Annotated in this window: 13 protein-coding genes; 10 read left to right on the top strand and 3 right to left on the bottom strand. The window is 68.1% G+C overall.

Features of this window, described 5'->3' with window-relative positions:
- Nucleotides 1-37 precede the first annotated feature (37 nt).
- Nucleotides 38-1966 carry a S53 family peptidase gene (locus KK141_RS01160; protein WP_214569645.1) on the bottom strand — a complete coding sequence of 643 codons (1929 nt, stop codon included), beginning with the start codon at nucleotides 1964-1966 and terminating at the stop codon, nucleotides 38-40.
- Nucleotides 1967-2521: 555 nt separating this feature from the next.
- On the opposite strand from KK141_RS01160, the gene KK141_RS01155 reads away from it, so the two are divergent.
- From KK141_RS01155 to KK141_RS01130, 6 genes are all read left to right on the top strand, one after another.
- On the top strand, nucleotides 2522-4036 hold the full coding sequence (locus tag KK141_RS01155; protein ID WP_214569644.1) for a fumarate hydratase: 1515 nt from the start codon (nucleotides 2522-2524) through the stop codon (nucleotides 4034-4036).
- 225 nt (nucleotides 4037-4261) lie between these two features.
- Nucleotides 4262-6874: a bifunctional aspartate kinase/diaminopimelate decarboxylase gene (locus KK141_RS01150; RefSeq protein ID WP_345777549.1), complete on the top strand. Its 2613-nt coding sequence runs from the start codon at nucleotides 4262-4264 to the stop codon at nucleotides 6872-6874.
- Between the two features lie 97 nt (nucleotides 6875-6971).
- The gene (locus KK141_RS01145) at nucleotides 6972-7451 is read left to right on the top strand and encodes an endonuclease domain-containing protein (RefSeq protein WP_214569643.1); all 480 of its coding nucleotides are present in this window, start codon (nucleotides 6972-6974) and stop codon (nucleotides 7449-7451) included.
- The gene (gene murL, locus KK141_RS01140) at nucleotides 7448-8791 is read left to right on the top strand and encodes a UDP-N-acetyl-alpha-D-muramoyl-L-alanyl-L-glutamate epimerase (protein WP_214569642.1); all 1344 of its coding nucleotides are present in this window, start codon (nucleotides 7448-7450) and stop codon (nucleotides 8789-8791) included. The genes KK141_RS01145 and murL overlap by 4 nt, the downstream gene beginning before the upstream one ends.
- A gap of 9 nt (nucleotides 8792-8800) precedes the next feature.
- Nucleotides 8801-10159, top strand: a complete 1359-nt coding sequence (gene murD, locus KK141_RS01135; protein WP_214569641.1) for a UDP-N-acetylmuramoyl-L-alanine--D-glutamate ligase — start codon at nucleotides 8801-8803, stop codon at nucleotides 10157-10159.
- A 52-nt stretch (nucleotides 10160-10211) separates the two neighbouring features.
- Nucleotides 10212-10613, top strand: coding sequence for an OsmC family protein (locus tag KK141_RS01130; RefSeq protein ID WP_214569640.1), 402 nt, complete (start codon nucleotides 10212-10214; stop codon nucleotides 10611-10613).
- A gap of 7 nt (nucleotides 10614-10620) precedes the next feature.
- Here the strand turns inward: KK141_RS01130 and KK141_RS01125 are convergent, their stop codons facing one another.
- Complete coding sequence (locus tag KK141_RS01125; RefSeq protein ID WP_250901515.1) at nucleotides 10621-11373, bottom strand: N-acetylmuramoyl-L-alanine amidase; 753 nt, start codon at nucleotides 11371-11373, stop codon at nucleotides 10621-10623.
- A gap of 137 nt (nucleotides 11374-11510) precedes the next feature.
- Here KK141_RS01125 and KK141_RS01120 point away from each other — a divergent pair, with 137 nt between their 5' ends.
- From KK141_RS01120 to KK141_RS01105, 4 genes are all read left to right on the top strand, one after another.
- Nucleotides 11511-11969 (top strand): GNAT family N-acetyltransferase, encoded by a 459-nt coding sequence (locus KK141_RS01120; protein WP_214569639.1) that lies wholly within the window; start codon nucleotides 11511-11513, stop codon nucleotides 11967-11969.
- Between the two features lie 81 nt (nucleotides 11970-12050).
- Entirely contained in the window at nucleotides 12051-13226 is a 1176-nt protein-coding gene (locus KK141_RS01115) for a GGDEF domain-containing protein (protein WP_214569638.1), read from the top strand.
- Between the two features lie 92 nt (nucleotides 13227-13318).
- Nucleotides 13319-13687 (top strand): nuclear transport factor 2 family protein, encoded by a 369-nt coding sequence (locus tag KK141_RS01110; RefSeq protein WP_214569637.1) that lies wholly within the window; start codon nucleotides 13319-13321, stop codon nucleotides 13685-13687.
- Nucleotides 13688-13778: 91 nt separating this feature from the next.
- A complete protein-coding gene (locus KK141_RS01105; RefSeq protein ID WP_214569636.1) occupies nucleotides 13779-14579 on the top strand; it encodes a helix-turn-helix transcriptional regulator in 801 nt (266 codons plus the stop codon).
- A 107-nt stretch (nucleotides 14580-14686) separates the two neighbouring features.
- Here KK141_RS01105 and KK141_RS01100 read toward each other — a convergent pair whose 3' ends face one another.
- Nucleotides 14687-17215, bottom strand: coding sequence for a glycoside hydrolase family 3 C-terminal domain-containing protein (locus KK141_RS01100; RefSeq protein ID WP_214569780.1), 2529 nt, complete (start codon nucleotides 17213-17215; stop codon nucleotides 14687-14689).
- Nucleotides 17216-17264 lie beyond the last annotated feature (49 nt).

Raw genomic sequence — 17264 nt, 5'->3', positions numbered from 1 at the left:
TTCGGGGCCGGCCAAGTCCTGTAACTCCAGCGGCGTCTCAGAACGCCCGCAGGAACAGATCGAAGTTCGCCACGTTCAACGTGCCGATGCCCGAGCCCGGCTCATAGCCGCCGCTGCCCTGGTAGTACCAGTTGTCGCCCTGGCGGATGTCGTTGAAGCTGCTGAAGCTGCCGTAGCCGAAGATGTTCTGCAGCGCATACACCTGCGGATTCCAGAAGCCCACGCGGTGGTGCCCGCTCTGCGTCAGCAGCGCGCTGATGCCATTGAGCTGCGGCGCCACGAAGCTGGTGCCGCCATTGCCGGCGGTGGCGCCGCCGTCGACGGTGGACACCACGATGTAGCCAGTCTCTGGATCCGCATTGAGCGAGACATCCGGCAGGTTGCGGCCGTGGAAGTTGCCGGGCAGTTTCAGCAGCACCTGCGGGCCGGTGGTGTCGTTGAAGGTCAGCGTCTGGTTCTTGGCGCTGGTGCGGATGCCCTGGGTGAACAGCTGATAGAACGGCCGCTTCCAGTACACGCTCACGCCGCCGCCGGCGCCGACCGAGAACAGGTCGATCACGCCCTTGCCGACGTACTGGTCGAAGTAGTTCTGGATGTAATCCCAGCCCCACACCTGTTCCTTGGTGATCGACTGCACCGGACCGGTGCGGAACTTGTAGCTGAAGGGCGTGGTGGTGCCGCCCGCGGCGGTCATCAGCGGATCGGAAGCCGGCGAGTCCACCGTCAGCGGTGCGTTGAAGGTGCCCGGCGTGGTGCCGACGCCAAGGCCGCGCACGGTGTCGTATGCACCGGAGTCGCCGGTGGCGGCGAAGAACGACTGACCCTGCACCGCGGCTTCCAGCAGGATCTGGTGCCAGATCTGCAGATCGCCCACGTCGGTGGTGTCGGTGTTCTTGGCGCCGTCCACGTTCAGCGCGGCGAAGTTGAAGATTTCCGGCAGGCCCCAGCTGGTGGAGATGGTGTCGGCCACGTTGTCCGATACGGCCTGCAGCGCGGCATTGGTGAAGCTGTTGCCGGAGTTGGGCGCGTGATAGACCAGGATGTCCGCCTCGGGCGCCAGGCCGCCGGCCTGTTCCACGTCCAGCGAGGTCTCGCCGCTGCCGCCGTCGAAGGCAGCGCCGCCATCCACGGCCACCTTCACGATGCGGTTGGCCTTGGTGGTCAGGCCGATGCCGTCCCAGTAGGTCTGCGCGTCGGACGGATAGAAGTCCGACAGCGTGACGATGGCCACCGTGGTGCCCTTGCCGGTGATGCCGCGCGCGTACAGCGGATTGATGTTGTAGAAGTTGGCGACGTCGCCCACGGTGTACTCGCCCGGGGTGCCCGTGGCGGTGGGATTGCCGGCGGCGGGCTTCGCCGCGGCGGCGATGCTGGCCTGGGCCTTGGCGGTGGCCTGCAGCGTGACCTTGGCCGCATCCGGCGTGCTGATGCGGTGCGAGAGCATCTTGTGCTCGCTGCTCAGGCTGGAGCCGAGCAGCACGTTGCCGGCGATCGAAGCCGGCAGGGTCGGCGCCTTGGACGGACGATGGAACACATCGCCGTTTTCCGTCGACCGATAGTTGTGGATCGGCGCCTGGAAGGCCGTGGCAAACTGGCTGATCGTGCCGCTGGTGCGGATCGCCATGCGGTTCGGCAGCAAGGTGCCGCTGAGCCCGTTCTGGCGCAGGAAGTCCTGCACCCGCTTGATCTCCTGGTCCGTCGCGCCGTACTTGTCGGCGAACTGGGCCGTGGTCAGGAAGCGGCGGAAGTTCGGATGGCCGGGCGTCACGGTCTGCTGGACGTACTGCTCCAGCTGTTCCAGGTTGTGCAGCTTCAGCACCAGGGTGACGTTGACCTTCTGGTCGGCATTGGCGGCGCCCAGATCGGCGGCCGGCTTGGTGCCGGCAGCGAAAGTGGCGGTGGAGACAGTGGCGAACAGGAGCGTCAGGGACGCGGCGAGGGTCTTGCGGTGAAGCTGGGCGAGCATGTGCGTTCCTCCGTGGATGGACCCGGAAGCGCGGATGCGAGCGGACGGCGAGGCGGCACATGCCGACGCCGCGCTCCGCGGCCGGGCCGGCTAAGCGCTGCTTTGGTCAATGCGAAGAACTTCCCCGCCGATACGTGGCTCCCCTGAACGCCGAGGTATCGGTACCGGCAAAACTAGCGCGATGGCAGGCGCGCGCAAAGTAGGCGTAAGGCGAAATATTTTGCGAATCAGGCGGATGCAAAGCCTGGTCTTGGTTTGGAGAAGTCACATCAATTTGATTTATAAGAATTTTCGCGCGAAGGAAATTGCGATATCGCGCGATATGACGATTCTTTCGATGCATATGTCTTGCGGCCATCGGACATCCGTCAGAGCAGGAGCCGCTTCACAGGTCAGGCCTTCGCATGGCCGCTTTGCACACCGTCTGCCGGACATGAAATCGGTTTCCAATCAGCGGTTTGGGCGCTCCTGCCCGCTTGCGGCACAATAGCGGGGTTGTGCGCCGCGAAAACCGCATCGCGGCAGTTTCCCCTCCCGCATCCCAAGCAGCCGCCAATGACTACCATCAAGCAAGACGATCTGATCCAGTCCGTCGCCGACGCCCTGCAGTACATCAGCTACTACCACCCGGTCGACTACATCACCAACCTGGCCCAGGCCTACGAACGCGAGGAATCGCCGGCGGCGCGCGATGCGATGGCGCAGATCCTGATCAACTCGCGCATGGCCGCCGAAGGCCATCGCCCGCTGTGCCAGGACACCGGCATCGTCACGGTCTTCCTGAAGGTGGGCATGAACGTGCGCTGGGACGCCACCATGTCGCTGGAGGACATGGTCAACGAAGGCGTGCGCCGCGCCTACAACCATCCGGACAACAAGCTGCGCGCCAGCGTGCTGGCCGACCCGGCCGGCAAGCGCCTCAACACCAAGGACAACACGCCGGCGGTGATCAATGTCTCGATCGTGCCGGGCGACACCGTCGAGGTGATCGTGGCCGCCAAGGGCGGCGGTTCGGAGGCGAAGTCGAAGTTCGCCATGCTCAATCCGTCCGATTCCATCGTCGACTGGGTGCTCAAGACCGTGCCGACCATGGGCGCCGGCTGGTGCCCGCCGGGCATGCTGGGCATCGGCATCGGCGGCACCGCCGAGAAGGCCATGCTGCTGGCGAAGGAATCGCTGATGGAGCACATCGACATCCAGGAGCTGATCGCGCGCGGCCCGCAGAACCGCATCGAGGAACTGCGCCTGGAGCTGTACGAGAAGGTCAACGCGCTGGGCATCGGCGCGCAGGGCCTGGGCGGCCTGACCACCGTGCTCGACATCAAGATCAAGGACTACCCGACCCACGCCGCCAACCTGCCGGTGGCGATGATCCCCAACTGCGCCGCGACCCGCCACGCGCACTTCACCCTGGACGGCTCCGGCCCGGTGATGCTCGAGGCGCCGTCGCTGGAGCATTGGCCCAAGCTCACCTACGACTCGTCGAAAGGCCGCCGCGTCGATCTCGACACGGTCACCCGCGAGGAAGTGGCCGGCTGGAAGCCCGGCGAAGTGCTGCTGCTCAACGGCAAGCTGCTCACCGGCCGCGATGCCGCGCACAAGCGCATGGTCGACATGCTCAACAAGGGCGAGCCGCTGCCGGTGGATTTCCACGGCCGCTTCATCTACTACGTCGGCCCGGTCGATCCGGTGCGCGACGAAGTGGTCGGCCCCGCCGGCCCCACCACCGCCACCCGCATGGACAAGTTCACCGAGCAGGTGCTGGCGCAGACCGGCCTGCTGGGCATGGTCGGCAAGGCCGAGCGCGGCCCGGCGGCGATCGAGGCGATCAAGAAGCACCAGTCGGTGTACCTGATGGCGGTGGGCGGCGCGGCGTATCTGGTCTCGAAGGCGATCAAGTCCTCGCGCGTGGTGGGCTTCGCCGACCTCGGCATGGAAGCGATCTACGAGTTCGACGTGAAGGACATGCCGGTGACCGTGGCCGTCGACTCGGCTGGCACCTCGGTGCACCAGACCGGCCCGAAGGAATGGCAGGCGCGGATCGGCAAGATTCCCGTAGTGGTGGCCTGAGCGGTTCCGTAGGTTGGGGTGAGCCATAGGCGAACCCCAACAGAGCGCATCTGGACGTCTGGACGTCCGTTGGGGTTCGCCTGCGGCTCACCCCAACCTACGCCGCCGCGCCGCACATACGCCCGCGTCCGGCCCGCAATCTAGCCCTGCATCCCATTGCTTTTCCCCCTGGTGCAGCGCAACACTCCCGTAATTGCTTTCCCCACCACGCAACCGAAGGTACCCGTGAACCCGCAAAGCCCCGCGTCGCTTCCTGCCGACGCATCCTGGATCGTGATGAAGTTCGGCGGCACCAGTGTCGCCACCCTGCCGCGCTGGCAGAACATCCGTGAGCTGGTTGCCAGCCGCCGCGCCGAAGGCGCCCGCGTGCTGGTGGTCGTGTCCGCGCTCACCGGCATCACCGACGCACTCAAACAGATGTGCGCCCAGGAAGACCAAGGCAAACGGGTCGAGGCTGCACGGGCGATCGCACAGCGTCACTACGACCTGCTCGATCACATGCAGCTGGCGGTTCCGGCAACGCTCGCACAGCGCCTGTCCGACCTGGCGAAACTCGCCGGGGAAGGACCGGGCGCCATGGGCGAGCTGGCCTGGGCCGCGCTGGTGCAGGCGCACGGCGAGCTGATGTCCAGCGCGCTGGGCGCCGCGTTTCTCACCCATTCGGGGCTGTCGACCGAATGGCTCGATGCGCGCGACTGCCTCGCCGCCGTCGCGCTGCCGAACCAGAACGAACGCACCAAGCTGCTCTCGGCGATGGTCGAGGCGCGTCCGGATCCCGCGCTCAATGCGCGCCTGGCGGAACTCGGCGAGGTCTTCATCACGCAGGGCTTCATCGCCCGCGAGGCGCAGGGCCGCACCGTGCTGCTCGGCCGCGGCGGCTCGGATACCTCGGCCTCGTACTTCGGCGCGCTGCTGAAAGCGCAGCGCGTGGAGATCTGGACCGACGTGGCCGGCATGTTCACCGCCAACCCGCGCCAGGTGCCGGGTGCGCGCCTGCTGCAGCGGCTGGATTACGAAGAGGCCCAGGAAATCGCTTCCACCGGCGCCAAGGTGCTGCATCCGCGCTGCCTGTCGCCGCTGCGCGAGCCGCGCGTGCCGATGCTGATCAAGGACACCAACCGGCCCGAGCTGGAAGGCACCGTGATCGGTCCCGAGGTGCGCGAGCACGCGCCCAGCGTCAAGGCCATCAGCGCGCGCAAGGGCATCACCCTGGTGTCGATGGAATCGGTGGGCATGTGGCAGCAGGTCGGCTTCCTCGCCGACGTGTTCGCGCAGTTCAAGCAGCACGGCTTGTCGGTGGACCTGATCGGTTCGGCCGAGACCAACGTCACCGTGTCGCTGGACCCCACCGAGAACCTGCTCGACTCCGACGCCATCGCGGCTCTCGCCAGCGACCTGGCCAAGGTATGCCGGGTGAAGGTGATCGCGCCCTGCGCGGCGATCACCCTGGTCGGCCGCGGCATGCGCTCGATGCTGCATACGCTGTCGGGCGTGCTGGCGGAGTTCGGCCAGATCCGCGTGCATCTGATCTCGCAGTCGTCCAACAATCTCAACCTCACCTTCGTGGTGGACGAGAACGTGGTGGACGACCTGCTGCCGCACCTGCACGAGCTGCTGATCGCCGCCGGCGCGCTGCGCACCGACGACAGCGCGCTGTTCGGCCCCAGCTGGCAGGCGCTGTACGGCAGCGGCGAAGTGCTGGCCCCGGCGGCCTCGTGGTGGCGCACGGCGGAGCGCGAGCGCCTGCTCAAGCTCGGCGCCGAACGCACGCCGCGCTACGTCTACCACCTGCCCACCGTGCGCCAGCAGGCGCGCGAGCTGAAATCGCTGGGCGCGGTCGACCGGCTGCATTACGCGGTGAAAGCCAACACCCATCCGGCCATCCTCAAGGCGCTGGCCGAAGAAGGCTTCGGCTTCGAATGCGTGTCGCCGGGCGAGATGAAGGCGGTGATGGCCGCGGTGCCCGAATCGGCGCCGCTGCTATTCACGCCCAACTTCGCGCCGCGCGCCGACTACGAGTGGGCCTTGGGCACGCGCGCCACCATCTCGCTGGATTCGCTGTACCAGCTGGAACACTGGGGCGAGATCTTCCGCGGCCGCGAAATCGTGCTGCGCGTCGATCTTGGCCGCGGCCTGGGCCACCACGAGAAGGTGCGCACCGGCGGCAGCGGCAGCAAGTTCGGCCTGCCGGTGGAACTGGTCGACCAGTTCCTGCGCCTGGCCGACACCCACGGCGTGATCGTGCGCGGCCTGCACGCCCACCTGGGCTCGGGCATCCTCGACGAAGGCCACTGGGGCGAGGTCTACGGCCAGCTGGCGAGCCTGGCCGAGCGCATCGGCAGCGTGGCCTTCCTGGATATCGGCGGCGGCCTCGGCGTGCCTTCGCATCCCGGCGAGGCACGGCTGGACATCGCCGCGCTGGACCGCGTGCTGCGCGGCGTAAAGGCCGCCTATCCGCACTACCAGCTGTGGATGGAGCCCGGCCGCTACCTGGTTGCGGACGCCGGCGTGCTGCTCGCCCGCGTCACCCAGCAGAAGGGCAAGGGCGCCTGGCGCTACTTGGGCGTGGACACCGGCATGAACAGCCTGATCCGCCCCGCGCTGTACGAAGCCTGGCACGAGATCGTCAACCTCAGCCGCCTGGACGAACCGGCCACCGGCCTGTTCCAGGTCGTCGGCCCGATCTGCGAAAGCGGCGACGTCCTGGGCACCGACCGCCGCCTGCCGGAAGCGCAGGAAGGCGACGTGGTGCTGGTGGCCCAGGCCGGCGCGTACGGGAAGGTGATGTCGTCGCCGTACAACATGCGGGATGAGGCGGAAGAAGTGATCCTCGACTGAACGCGCCTCGGTCCAACACTTCCCCCTCTCCCCTCCGGGGAGAGGGCGGGGTGAGGGGCCGGGGCTCGCCACTACCTCACCGACAGAGCGTTCAAGGATGAAGCGCTTAAACATAGGCAGGGCGCGCAATCTTCGCCAGAAACAAACCGACGCCGAGCGGGCACTCTGGCGTCAACTGCGGGCCAGGCACTTCCAAGGTTGGAAGTTCCGTCGGCAGCATCAGGTCGGCAGCTACATCGTCGATTTTGTCTGCACGGATGCTTGGTTGGTCGTTGAGCTCGACGGTGGCCAGCATGCCGATCAGGTGATCTACGACGAGTACCGCACCCTGGAGCTGCAAGCGATGGGCTACCGCGTGCTGCGTTTCTGGAACAATGACGTCCTTGCGAACCCGGAAAGCGTCCTCGAGGTTCTGCTGGAGGCTCTCGCAAGCCCCGGCCCCTCACCCCAACCCTCTCCCCGGAGGGGAGAGGGGGCAGGTTGCGACCAGCCCCGCACGTCCATGCACGAAGAGAATTCAGCCACCTTGCCGCCAGCACGATCAGGCAAGGTGACCAACGGAGCCACGCAAAAGTGACCACCCCCATCCAACCCCGCCTCACCCAGGTCTTCCGCTTCGTCCGCTGCAGCTACGCCGACGGCGTGGCCGAGCTGGCCTATGCCTTCGACAACGGTGAGGAACTGGTCGAGCGCGTGCGCTTTCCCAACGCGCCCGCCGTGCCGCCCGCGCATGCCGCTGCCTTCGAGCGCGCGCTCAAGCTGCTGCATCTGGTCGCGGGCGTCAGCTACTACAAGGCCGGCGTGCCGCCGCGCATCGAGGTGGCGGGCGGTCCGCTGGACGACGCCACCGCCGATCTGCTCGATGCGCTGTACCTGCACGGGCTGGCCGAATTCGCCTACCGCAACGGGCTGGATCTCCGCGGCCGCATCGCCTTTCCGCGTGGCGCCGCCGCGCAGGCGGCCGCTCCCGCCCTGAAGCTGCCCCGGCGCACCCTGGTGCCAATCGGCGGCGGCAAGGATTCGCTGGTGGCGGTGGAAGCGATCAAGTCCGCCGGTGGCGAGGCGACCGCGGTGTGGGTGGGCAATTCGGAATTGATCGCCGCCTGCGCCACGCGCACCGGGCTGCCCACGCTCAATATCCAGCGCGAGCTGGCGCCGCAGCTGTTCGACCTCAATCGCCTGGGCGCATGGAACGGGCATATCCCGGTGACCGCGGTGAACTCGGCGATCCTGGCGCTGGCGGCCATCCTCTACGGCTACGACAGCATCGCCTTCGCCAACGAGCGCTCGGCTTCCGCCGCCACGCTGGAATACGAAGGCCAGCAGGTGAACCACCAGTGGAGCAAGGGCTATGCGTTCGAGCAGCTGCTCGGCGACTGGCTGCACGCGCAGGTGGCGGCGGATCTCGATTATTTCTCGCTGCTGCGTCCGTACTCCGAGCTGGCGGTGACGCGCGCGTTCGCCAAGCTCACGCCGTATTTCGACGTGTTCTCCAGCTGCAACCGCAACTTCCGCATCCTCGGCCCCAAGCCGGCGGATCGCTGGTGCGGGCAGTGCCCGAAATGCCATTTCGTGTTCCTGGCGCTGGCGCCGTTCCTGCCCAAGCCGCGCCTGCTGCAGATCTTCGGCCGCAACCTGCTGGACGACGACAGCCAGGCCGCCGGCTTCGACGCGCTGCTGGAATACCAGGACCACAAGCCGTTCGAATGCGTGGGCGAGGGCGCCGAGGCGCGCGCCGCCATGTATGCGCTGAGCCAGCGGCCGGAGTGGCAGGAAGACGCGCTGATCGCGCGCTTCCGCAGCGAGATCCTGCCGCAGCTCGACGTCTCCGCGCTGGCGCTGGAGCCATGGCTGCAGGCGTCGCCGGAACAGCGCATTCCCGCCCGCCTGCGCGGCGCGCTCGACTTCTTCGCCTGAGCGCCCCGCATGCGCATCGCTGAACTGGACGGCCGGCGCGTCGCCATCTGGGGCTTCGGCCGCGAGGGGCGCGCGGCCATCGCGGCGCTGCGCCAGCGCCTGCCGGCACTGCCGCTGACGCTGTTCTGCAGCGAAGCGGAAGTGGCTGGTGCGCAGGCGTTCGATGCTGCGCTCGCGGTGCATGGCCGCGAACCCGATGCGATCGATCTCGCCGCGTTCGACGTCGTGGTGAAATCGCCCGGCGTCTCGGCCTACAAGCCCGCGCTGCTCGCTGCGCAAGAAGCCGGCCTGCGCGTCACCTCGGGTACCGCGCTGTGGTTCGGCGAGAATCCCGGCGCCAAGGTCGTCGCCGTCACCGGCACCAAGGGCAAGAGCACCACCACCGCGCTGCTCGCGCACCTGGCGCGTGCGCTGGGCGTGCGCACCGCGCTGGCCGGCAATATCGGCATGCCGCTGCTGGAACTGCTCGGCCAGTCCGCCGAACTGTGGGCGATCGAGCTGTCCAGCTTCCAGACCGGCGAAGCCGGTCCGCTGGCGCTGGGCGTGATCACCAGCCTGTACGAGGAACATCTCGACTGGCACGGCTCGCGCGAACGCTACGTCGCCGACAAGCTCAAGCTCGCCGACGTCTCGCAGCGCCTGCTGGTGAATGCGCTGCAATCCTCGCTGCTGGAAAAGACCGCCGGCCATCGCGCACGCCTGCTGTTCGGCGAAGCGCAGGGTTGGCATGTGGCGAACGGTTTTATTCGCCGTGGCAACCAGGACATCTTCGAAGCGAAGCGCCTCGCCGCTCCTGGCGCGCACAACGCGCTCAATGCATGCGCCGCGCTCGCCGCGCTGGAAGCGATGGGCTACGACGCCGTCGCCGCCGCGCCCGCGCTCGCCAGTTTCGTGCCGCTGCCGCACCGCCTGCAGCCGCTGGGCGAGCGCGACGGCGTGCTGTGGGTCAACGATTCGATCAGCACCACGCCGCTGGCCACGCTGGCGGCGCTGGAAAGCCTGCACGGCCGCGCGGTGACCGTGCTGGCCGGCGGCCACGACCGCGGCCTGGACTGGTCGGACTTCGTCGCCGAAGAACTGGCGCATCCGCCGCACGCCATCGTATGTAGCGGCGCGAACGGCCCGCGCATCGCCGCCGCGCTGCGCGAGGCGAAAGTGGCAACCACGCTGGTCGAAGCTGCCAACCTCGATGCCGCGGTGGCCGAAGCACGCAAGCTGACGCCCGCCGGCGGTTGCATCCTGCTGTCACCCGGCGCGCCGAGCTTCGACCAGTTCCGCGACTATGCCGAACGCGGCCGGCACTTCGCCGATCTGGCCGGCTTCGATGGCCGCACCATCACCGGCATTGCGGGATTGGGCATCGCCTGAAACACGCGGATGTCGTAGGTTGATGCACGCATCGACCCACGAAGGAATCCCCATGAGCCGCGTCGCCTCCACCTCCATCGTCTCCACCGGCACCGACTACCTGCACCATATCCAGGCCGGCCACTACGCGCTGGACACCGACGAACCGAAGGCCTTGGGCGGGCAGGGCGCGGCGCCCGCGCCGTTCGATCTGTATCTGTCCGCGCTGGCCGCGTGCACCGCGATCACGCTGCGCATGTACGCGCAACGCAAGGGCTGGGATCTGGGGGAGTTCCGCGCGGAGCTGAGCCTGACGCGCGATGACGAAGGCAAGCTGCATATCCTGCGCGTGCTGCATTCGGATCAGCCGCTGAGCGACGAGCAGTGGAAGCGGTTGCTGGAGATCGTGGCCAATACGCCGGTGACGAAGGCGATGCGCGAGGGGGCGGAAATCAGCAGCGAGCGTGGAGCCTGAGCGCCGCTCAGGGCGCCATGGTGGCGCCCAACTGCTTCGCCAACGCATACAACACCCGCACATCGTCCCCATCGAGCGTATCGCCATCCATCCCCCGAAAGTGATGATGGAACGACCGCACCGCCGCCGCCCGGTTATCCAGCGCATAGCCGATCAACCCCAGCGCCATCCATGGATCGAAATCCGCCGGCGGATCCACCAGCGGCCCCTGCGGCCATAAGCCATAACCGGCATTCGCCAGCTGGTTCCACGGAAACAGCGGGCCGGGATCGTCCTTGCGCCCCGGTGCCAGGTCTTCATGCCCGATCACCTGCGTGCGCGGAATGCGCAGGCGCGTGGTGAGATCCGCCAGCAGGCGCAGCAGGCTGTCGATCTGCGGTTGCGCGAACGGCGTGTGGCCGTCGTTGTCCAGCTCGATGCCGATCGAGGCCGAATTGAGGTCGGTGATGGTGCCCCAGCGCCCCGGCCCCGCATGCCAGGCGCGCTGCTCGTCCGCCACCAGCTGGTAGATATGGCCGTCCGCGCCGATCAGGTAATGCGCGCTCACCGGGCCGCCGCTGTTGGCGGTGCGCAGGGTATCCAGGCTCTGCTGCACCGAGTGCTGGTCGGTGAAGTGCAGCACGATCACCACCGGCCGGCGGATATCGTGATTCGGCGAGGGCACCCAGGTGGCCATCGGGTTGCGCGCCGGCAGCGGCGCGCAGGCGGCCAGCCAGGCCAGCGGCAGCAGGAGCAGGCCGCGGCGCGCGGTGCGGAGCAGGGAAGCGCTGGCGGAACGTGGCACGGCGGTCTCTCGCAGCGGGAAAACCCGCCGAAAACTGCCGCAGTGCCGCGGCAGCGTCAAGCCGGGCCCGATCCCGGCGCTAAGATCGCAACGACTCCCACCGCTGCCATGCCATGGACATCCGCCCCGACCGCGACCTCACCGACCACCGCATCGTCGGCCTGCTGCAGGAACACCTGCGCGACATGGCGCGCCACTCGCCGCCGGAAAGCATCCACGCCCTGGACCTGGACGGCCTGCGCCGGCCGGAGCTGAGCTTCTGGACCGTGTGGGACGGCAACGACCTGCTCGGCTGCAGCGCGCTCAAGCAACTGGACGCCGGCCACGGCGAGATCAAATCCATGCGCACCGCCAACGCGCACCGCCGCCGCGGCGTAGCGGCGGCCATGCTGCGGCATCTGCTGGACGAGGCCGCCGCGCGGTCGTACCGGCGGTTGAGCCTGGAAACCGGCTCGATGGCGGCGTTCGAACCGGCGCGCCGGCTCTACGCCAGCTTCGGCTTCGATGTCTGCGGACCGTTCGACAGTTACGTCGACGACCCCAACAGCGTGTTCATGACCCGCCTGCTTTAGCCCTGCACCCGCACCGCCACCCTGGGCAATAATGCGGGCGTCTGCACTTTAGGGGGCGCCGGTACGGCGCAGGGGTGTGCGATGCATCTGGACCTTCTCACGCTCGGCGTCATCGGACTCGCCGTCGGCGCGACCATTTCCCTGAGCTTCACCCTGCTGGGCCTGGTGCTGCGCGGGCTGCCGGCGCTGCGCATCTGGGCGGCGGCGTTCTGGATCATCACCCTGGCCGGCCTGGCGCAGGGCCTGGACGAGCGCGAGACCTTTCTTTCCGCCATCGTCGGCAACGTGCTGATCGCCATCGCCAACGCGGCGATGCTGATGGGCATCGCCGTGCACGTGCGCTATCCGCTGCGCTGGCGCTGGCCCTTGCTGCTGTCGGGCCTGTTCCTTGCCATGCAGATCGGGTTCCTGCTGGCATCGCCGGGGCAGCGCGTGGAGGCGCTGGCGTTCGGCGCCAGGAGCGTGGTGTGGGACGGCTGGATGATCTGGGTGCTGCTGCGCCGCTCGCCGCGCGACCTGCGCGTGAGCTGCGTGTTCACCGCGCTCGTGTTCGGTTCGGATGCGGTGTTCTACGCCATGCGCTCGATCGTGATGGTGGCGCCGGCCACCACCTCGCAGGTGCTGCTGGCGACGCAGCTGATCACCGCCAATTATCTGTTCGCCATTTTCTGCACCTTCCTGGTCAGCACCGGCTTCACCCTGATGCTGGCCGAACGCCTCACCCTGGACTTGCGCAGCATGGCGCGCACCGACGGCCTGACCGGGCTGCGCAACCGCAATGCGGTGATCGAGGACGGCCGCCAGGCGGTGGAGACCTGCCGTGCACAGGGGCGCACGTCGTCGGTGTTGCTGCTCGACCTGGACCGTTTCAAATCGGTCAACGACAGCTGGGGCCATGACGCGGGCGACGAAGTGCTGCGCCATTTCGTCAAGATCGTGCACGCCGTGCAGTTGCCGGATGGCACGCTGCTGGGCCGCTACGGCGGCGAGGAATTCCTGCTGGTGCTGCCGGGCATCGACGCCGCGCAGGCCATCGTCGCGGCGGAGGAAGTGCGCACCCGCGTGGCCGCCTTGCCGGCCGTGCACGGTGAGCTGCGCATTCCCGTCACCACCAGCGTCGGCGTGGCCGGCGGCAGCGGCCTGGATTTCAACGGCCTGATCACCGCCGCCGACGCGGCGCTGTACCGCGCCAAGCACCGCGGCCGCAACCGCGTGGAATGGGCCGGCTTCCGGCCGGCGGAAAGCGCAGCGGGGTAAGACGGGCGGCGCAGTTCATTACCTGTGAGGTAATCGTCCATGCGCCGTGCAGGCGGCAAAGTGGCTCCACACCAACCACAAGGAGCCACGCCATGAACGCCACGCAGACCCTGATCGAACGCTATATCGAAGGCTGGAACGAGACCGACGCGCTGCGCCGCCGCGTGCTGATCGAGGAGGTCTACGCCGAGCACGCCGTCTACACCGACCCGATGGTGCAGGCGCGCGGCTGGGAAGCGATCGATGCCACCATCGCCGCCGTGCAGTCGATGTTTCCCGGCCACGTGTTCCGGCTCGCCGGCCCGGTCGATGCCCACCACGACATGGCACGCTTCCATTGGCATCTCGCCGCGCCGGGTGCGGACGAGCCGCTGGTGATCGGCTTCGACGTCGCTCAGCTGGACGACGGCCGCGTCCGCCAGGTGCTGGGCTTCCTCGACAAGGTGCCGCAGCCGGCCTGATGCCGCGGCCAGTGACCGATGGCCGATCGCGCGCGCCGATGTCCATGGGATCATCGGCGCGCTGTTTTTCCCGCACCGTTCTGGAGACTGCATGCCGCCCGCCGCCGCTTCTTCCCGTCCCGTCGGCGACCTGCTGCGCGAATGGCGCCGGCATCGCCGCCTCAGCCAGCTGGAGCTGGCGACGGAGGCGGAGATCTCCACGCGCCATCTCAGCTTCGTCGAATCCGGCCGCTCCACGCCCAGCCGCGACATGATCCTGCACCTGGCCGAATACCTGGATATTCCGCTGCGCGAGCGCAACGCCTTGCTGGTGGCGGCGGGCTTCGCGCCCGTGTATGCCGAGCGTGCGCTGGACGATCCGGCGTTCGAGACGGTGCGGCGGACGATCGAGCTGCTGCTCAAGGGCATGGAGCCGTATCCGGCGCTGGCGGTGGACCGGTATTGGCAGTTGATCACCGCCAACGGCGCGGCGCTGCGCCTGATGGCCGGCTTGCCGGCGAGCTTGCTGGAAGCGCCTGCGAATGTGTTGCGCGCCAGCCTGCATCCGGCCGGGTTGGCGCCGCGCATCCGCAACCTCGCGCAATGGCGCGCGCATCTGCTGGAGCGTCTGCAGCGGCAGGTGGATGCCAGCCAGGATCCGAAGCTGGTGGCCTTGCTGCGGGAGTTGCAGGGGTATCCGGCGCCGGCGCTGGAGCCGGGTTATACGGTGGATGCCGGCGGGCGGATCGCGGTGCCGATGGAGCTGGAAGTCGATGGGGCGGTGCTGTCGATGCTCAGCACTACGACGGTGTTCGGTACGCCCACGGATGTGATGTTGCAGGAGCTGGCGATCGAGGCGTTCGTGCCGGCGGATGAGGCGACGGCGGAAAAACTGCGGGCGATGGCGCAATAACCGTCGCCGTAGGTTGGGGTGAGCCGAAGGCGAACCCCAACAGACGCCGCAGGTGGTCGCGGTGTTGGGGTTCGCTGGCGCTCACCCCAACCTACGCCGGTGGGGGCTTATCGCGGCAACGCTTGCGTCCCTTCAATCGCGAATTCACTACCAGCTTCACCAGCCGGCTGCTGCCCACCCGCAAACAGCTGGTACGTGCCAGCCACTACCTTCCGCTCCCCCTGCGCATCCACCGTGCTCAACTGCCGCGCATCGATCTCGAAATGCACGAGCTTCGACTCGCCGGCTTTCAACGCCACACGCTGAAAACCCACCAGGCTATGCCGCGCCGCGCCCGCGGCCTTCGAACTCAGATACACCTGCACCACTTCATCGCCATCCCGCTCACCGGCATTGCGCACCTGCACGTCCACCCCAAGCTTGTCGCCCGCCTTCAAGCTCCTGGCCGACAGCTTCGGCGCCTCATACGCAAACCGCGTGTAGCTCAAGCCATCGCCGAACGCGAACAGCGGCGTGCCGCGGAAATAGCGATACGTCCTTCCTTCCATGCGGTAATCGTCGAACTTCGGCAGATCGTCCGCCGACGCATAGAACGTCACCGGCAGACGCCCCGCCGGGTTGTAGCCACCGGCCAGCACGTCGGCGATGGCGGTGCCGCCTTCCTCGCCGGGATACCAGGCGACCACGATGGCGTCCGCATGCTGCTTCGCCCAGTTCAAGGCCACCGCGCTGCCGCTGGTCAGCACCACGATCAGCGGCTTGCCGCTGGCGGCGGCGGTTTCCAGCAGCCGCTGCTGCGTCGCGGGCAGGGACAGGTCGGTGCGGTCGCCGCCGGCGAAGCCCGGCACGCTGACCTGCAATTCCTCGCCTTCTACATCCGGCGACAGGCCGACCACCGCCACCACCGCATCGGCCTTGGCGATCGCTTCCTTCGCCTCGCGCAACTGCGCTTCTGCTGGCGCGCTCCACTGCAGGCGGATGCCCTGGTCCTCGCCGGTATGGCGCAGCTCCAGTTTCAGCGGGCGCGGCCGGGTGTCGGCGAAATGCAGCGGCACGTTGAGGTCATAGTCCTTGCCTTGGTCGTCCAGCACCAGCTTGCCGTCCACGTACAGGCGCACCGGATCGTGGCCCTTGCAGTCGAAGCAGCGGTCGATGTGCAGGTTGAGGTTGTAGTCGCCGGAGCCGGGTGGCAGCAGGTCGCCGGTCCAGCGCACGGCGTAGCGGGCCGGGTCGAGCTGCTTCGCAGGGGCCACTTCGTCCCAGTCGAAATCGATACGGCGGTCGGTGCGGACCAGGGCGGGCTTGCCGCTGAAATCGGTGTTGGCGAAGTACTCGCCGCGCAAGCCGGGCGCCGCTTTCTTGCCGCCCGTGCGCAGCGCGGTGGACGGCACCGGCACGGACACGCCCTGCGCCAGCGTCGCGCCCTGGGCGTAGCTGACGTGCGCTGCGCCGAAGCGCTGGCGCAGGCCGGCCAGCGGCGTCACCGGGTCGACCGCGGTGCCGTGATAGTTCGCTTCGAGAATATTCAAGGCATCGGCGTTCGGGCCGATCACCGCGATGCGCGCCGTGCTCTTCAGCGGCAAGGTGTTGCGCTCGTTCTTCAGCAGCACGATCGATTCGCGCGCGGCCTGCAGGGCCAGCGCGCGGTGCGCCGGGGAATTGATGTCCTGCGCGCCCAGCGTCGCGTAAGGGCCGCCGGCATCGTCGAGCATGCCCATGCGGTAGCGCGCCGCGAACAGGCGGCGCGCGGCCCGGTCGAGCGTGGCTTCGCTCACCTGGCCCTTGCGTACCGCGTCGCCCAGCGCGGCATAAGCGATGCCGCAGTCGAGATCGGTGCCGGCGGCAACGGCTACCGCGGAGGAACCGGCGTTATCCGGCTTGTAGTGGTGGAACTGGGTCATGTCGTCCACCGCATCGCAGTCGGACACGACATAGCCGGCAAAGCGCCAGTCGCGGCGCAGGCGCTCCTGCAGCAGCAGCGGCGACGCGCAGGCGGGCGTGCCTTCCAGCGCGTTGTAGGCGCACATTACCGAGGCAGCCTGTCCTTGCGTCACCGCCATGCGGAACGCCGGCAGGTAGGTATCTTCCAGATCGTGCGGCGAGGTGCGCGAGTCGAAACCGTGCCGGCCTTTCTCCGGCCCGCTGTGCACCGCGAAATGCTTGGGCGTGGCGGCGGCCTTCAACTGCGCGGGGTCGTCGCCCTGGATGCCGCGCACGAACTGCGTGGCCAGGGTGCCGGTGAGGAAGGGATCCTCGCCATAGGTTTCCTGGCCGCGGCCCCAGCGCGGGTCGCGGAAGATATTGATGTTCGGCGACCAGATGCTCAGCCCGTGATAGCGCGGATGATCGCCGCGCCCGGCCAGGTTGTACTTCGCGCGCGCCTCGGTGGACACCACGTCGCCCACCGCGTGCAGCAGCGGCGCATTCCAGCTCGCCGCGAGGCCGATCGCCTGCGGAAACACCGTGGCGTAGCCGGCGCGCGCGGTGCCGTGCAGGCCTTCGCTCCACCAGTCGTAGGCCGGCACGCCCAGGCGTGGAATCGCCGGCGCCGAGCTCTGCAGCTGCGCGATCTTTTCCTCCAGCGTCATGCGCGCGACCAGGGCCGCGGCGCGCTGGTCGGCCTGGGCGGCATCCATGGCGGCGGCGTGGCCGGCCAGCGCCAGGCCAAGCGCGAGGACGGCCAGG

It is taken from the genome of Dyella sp. LX-66 (genome assembly GCF_018599165.1).
GTDB lineage: Bacteria > Pseudomonadota > Gammaproteobacteria > Xanthomonadales > Rhodanobacteraceae > Dyella_D > Dyella_D marensis.
The sequence above is the reverse complement of the archived record's forward strand: the minus strand, read 5'-3'. Positions and strand labels throughout refer to the sequence as shown.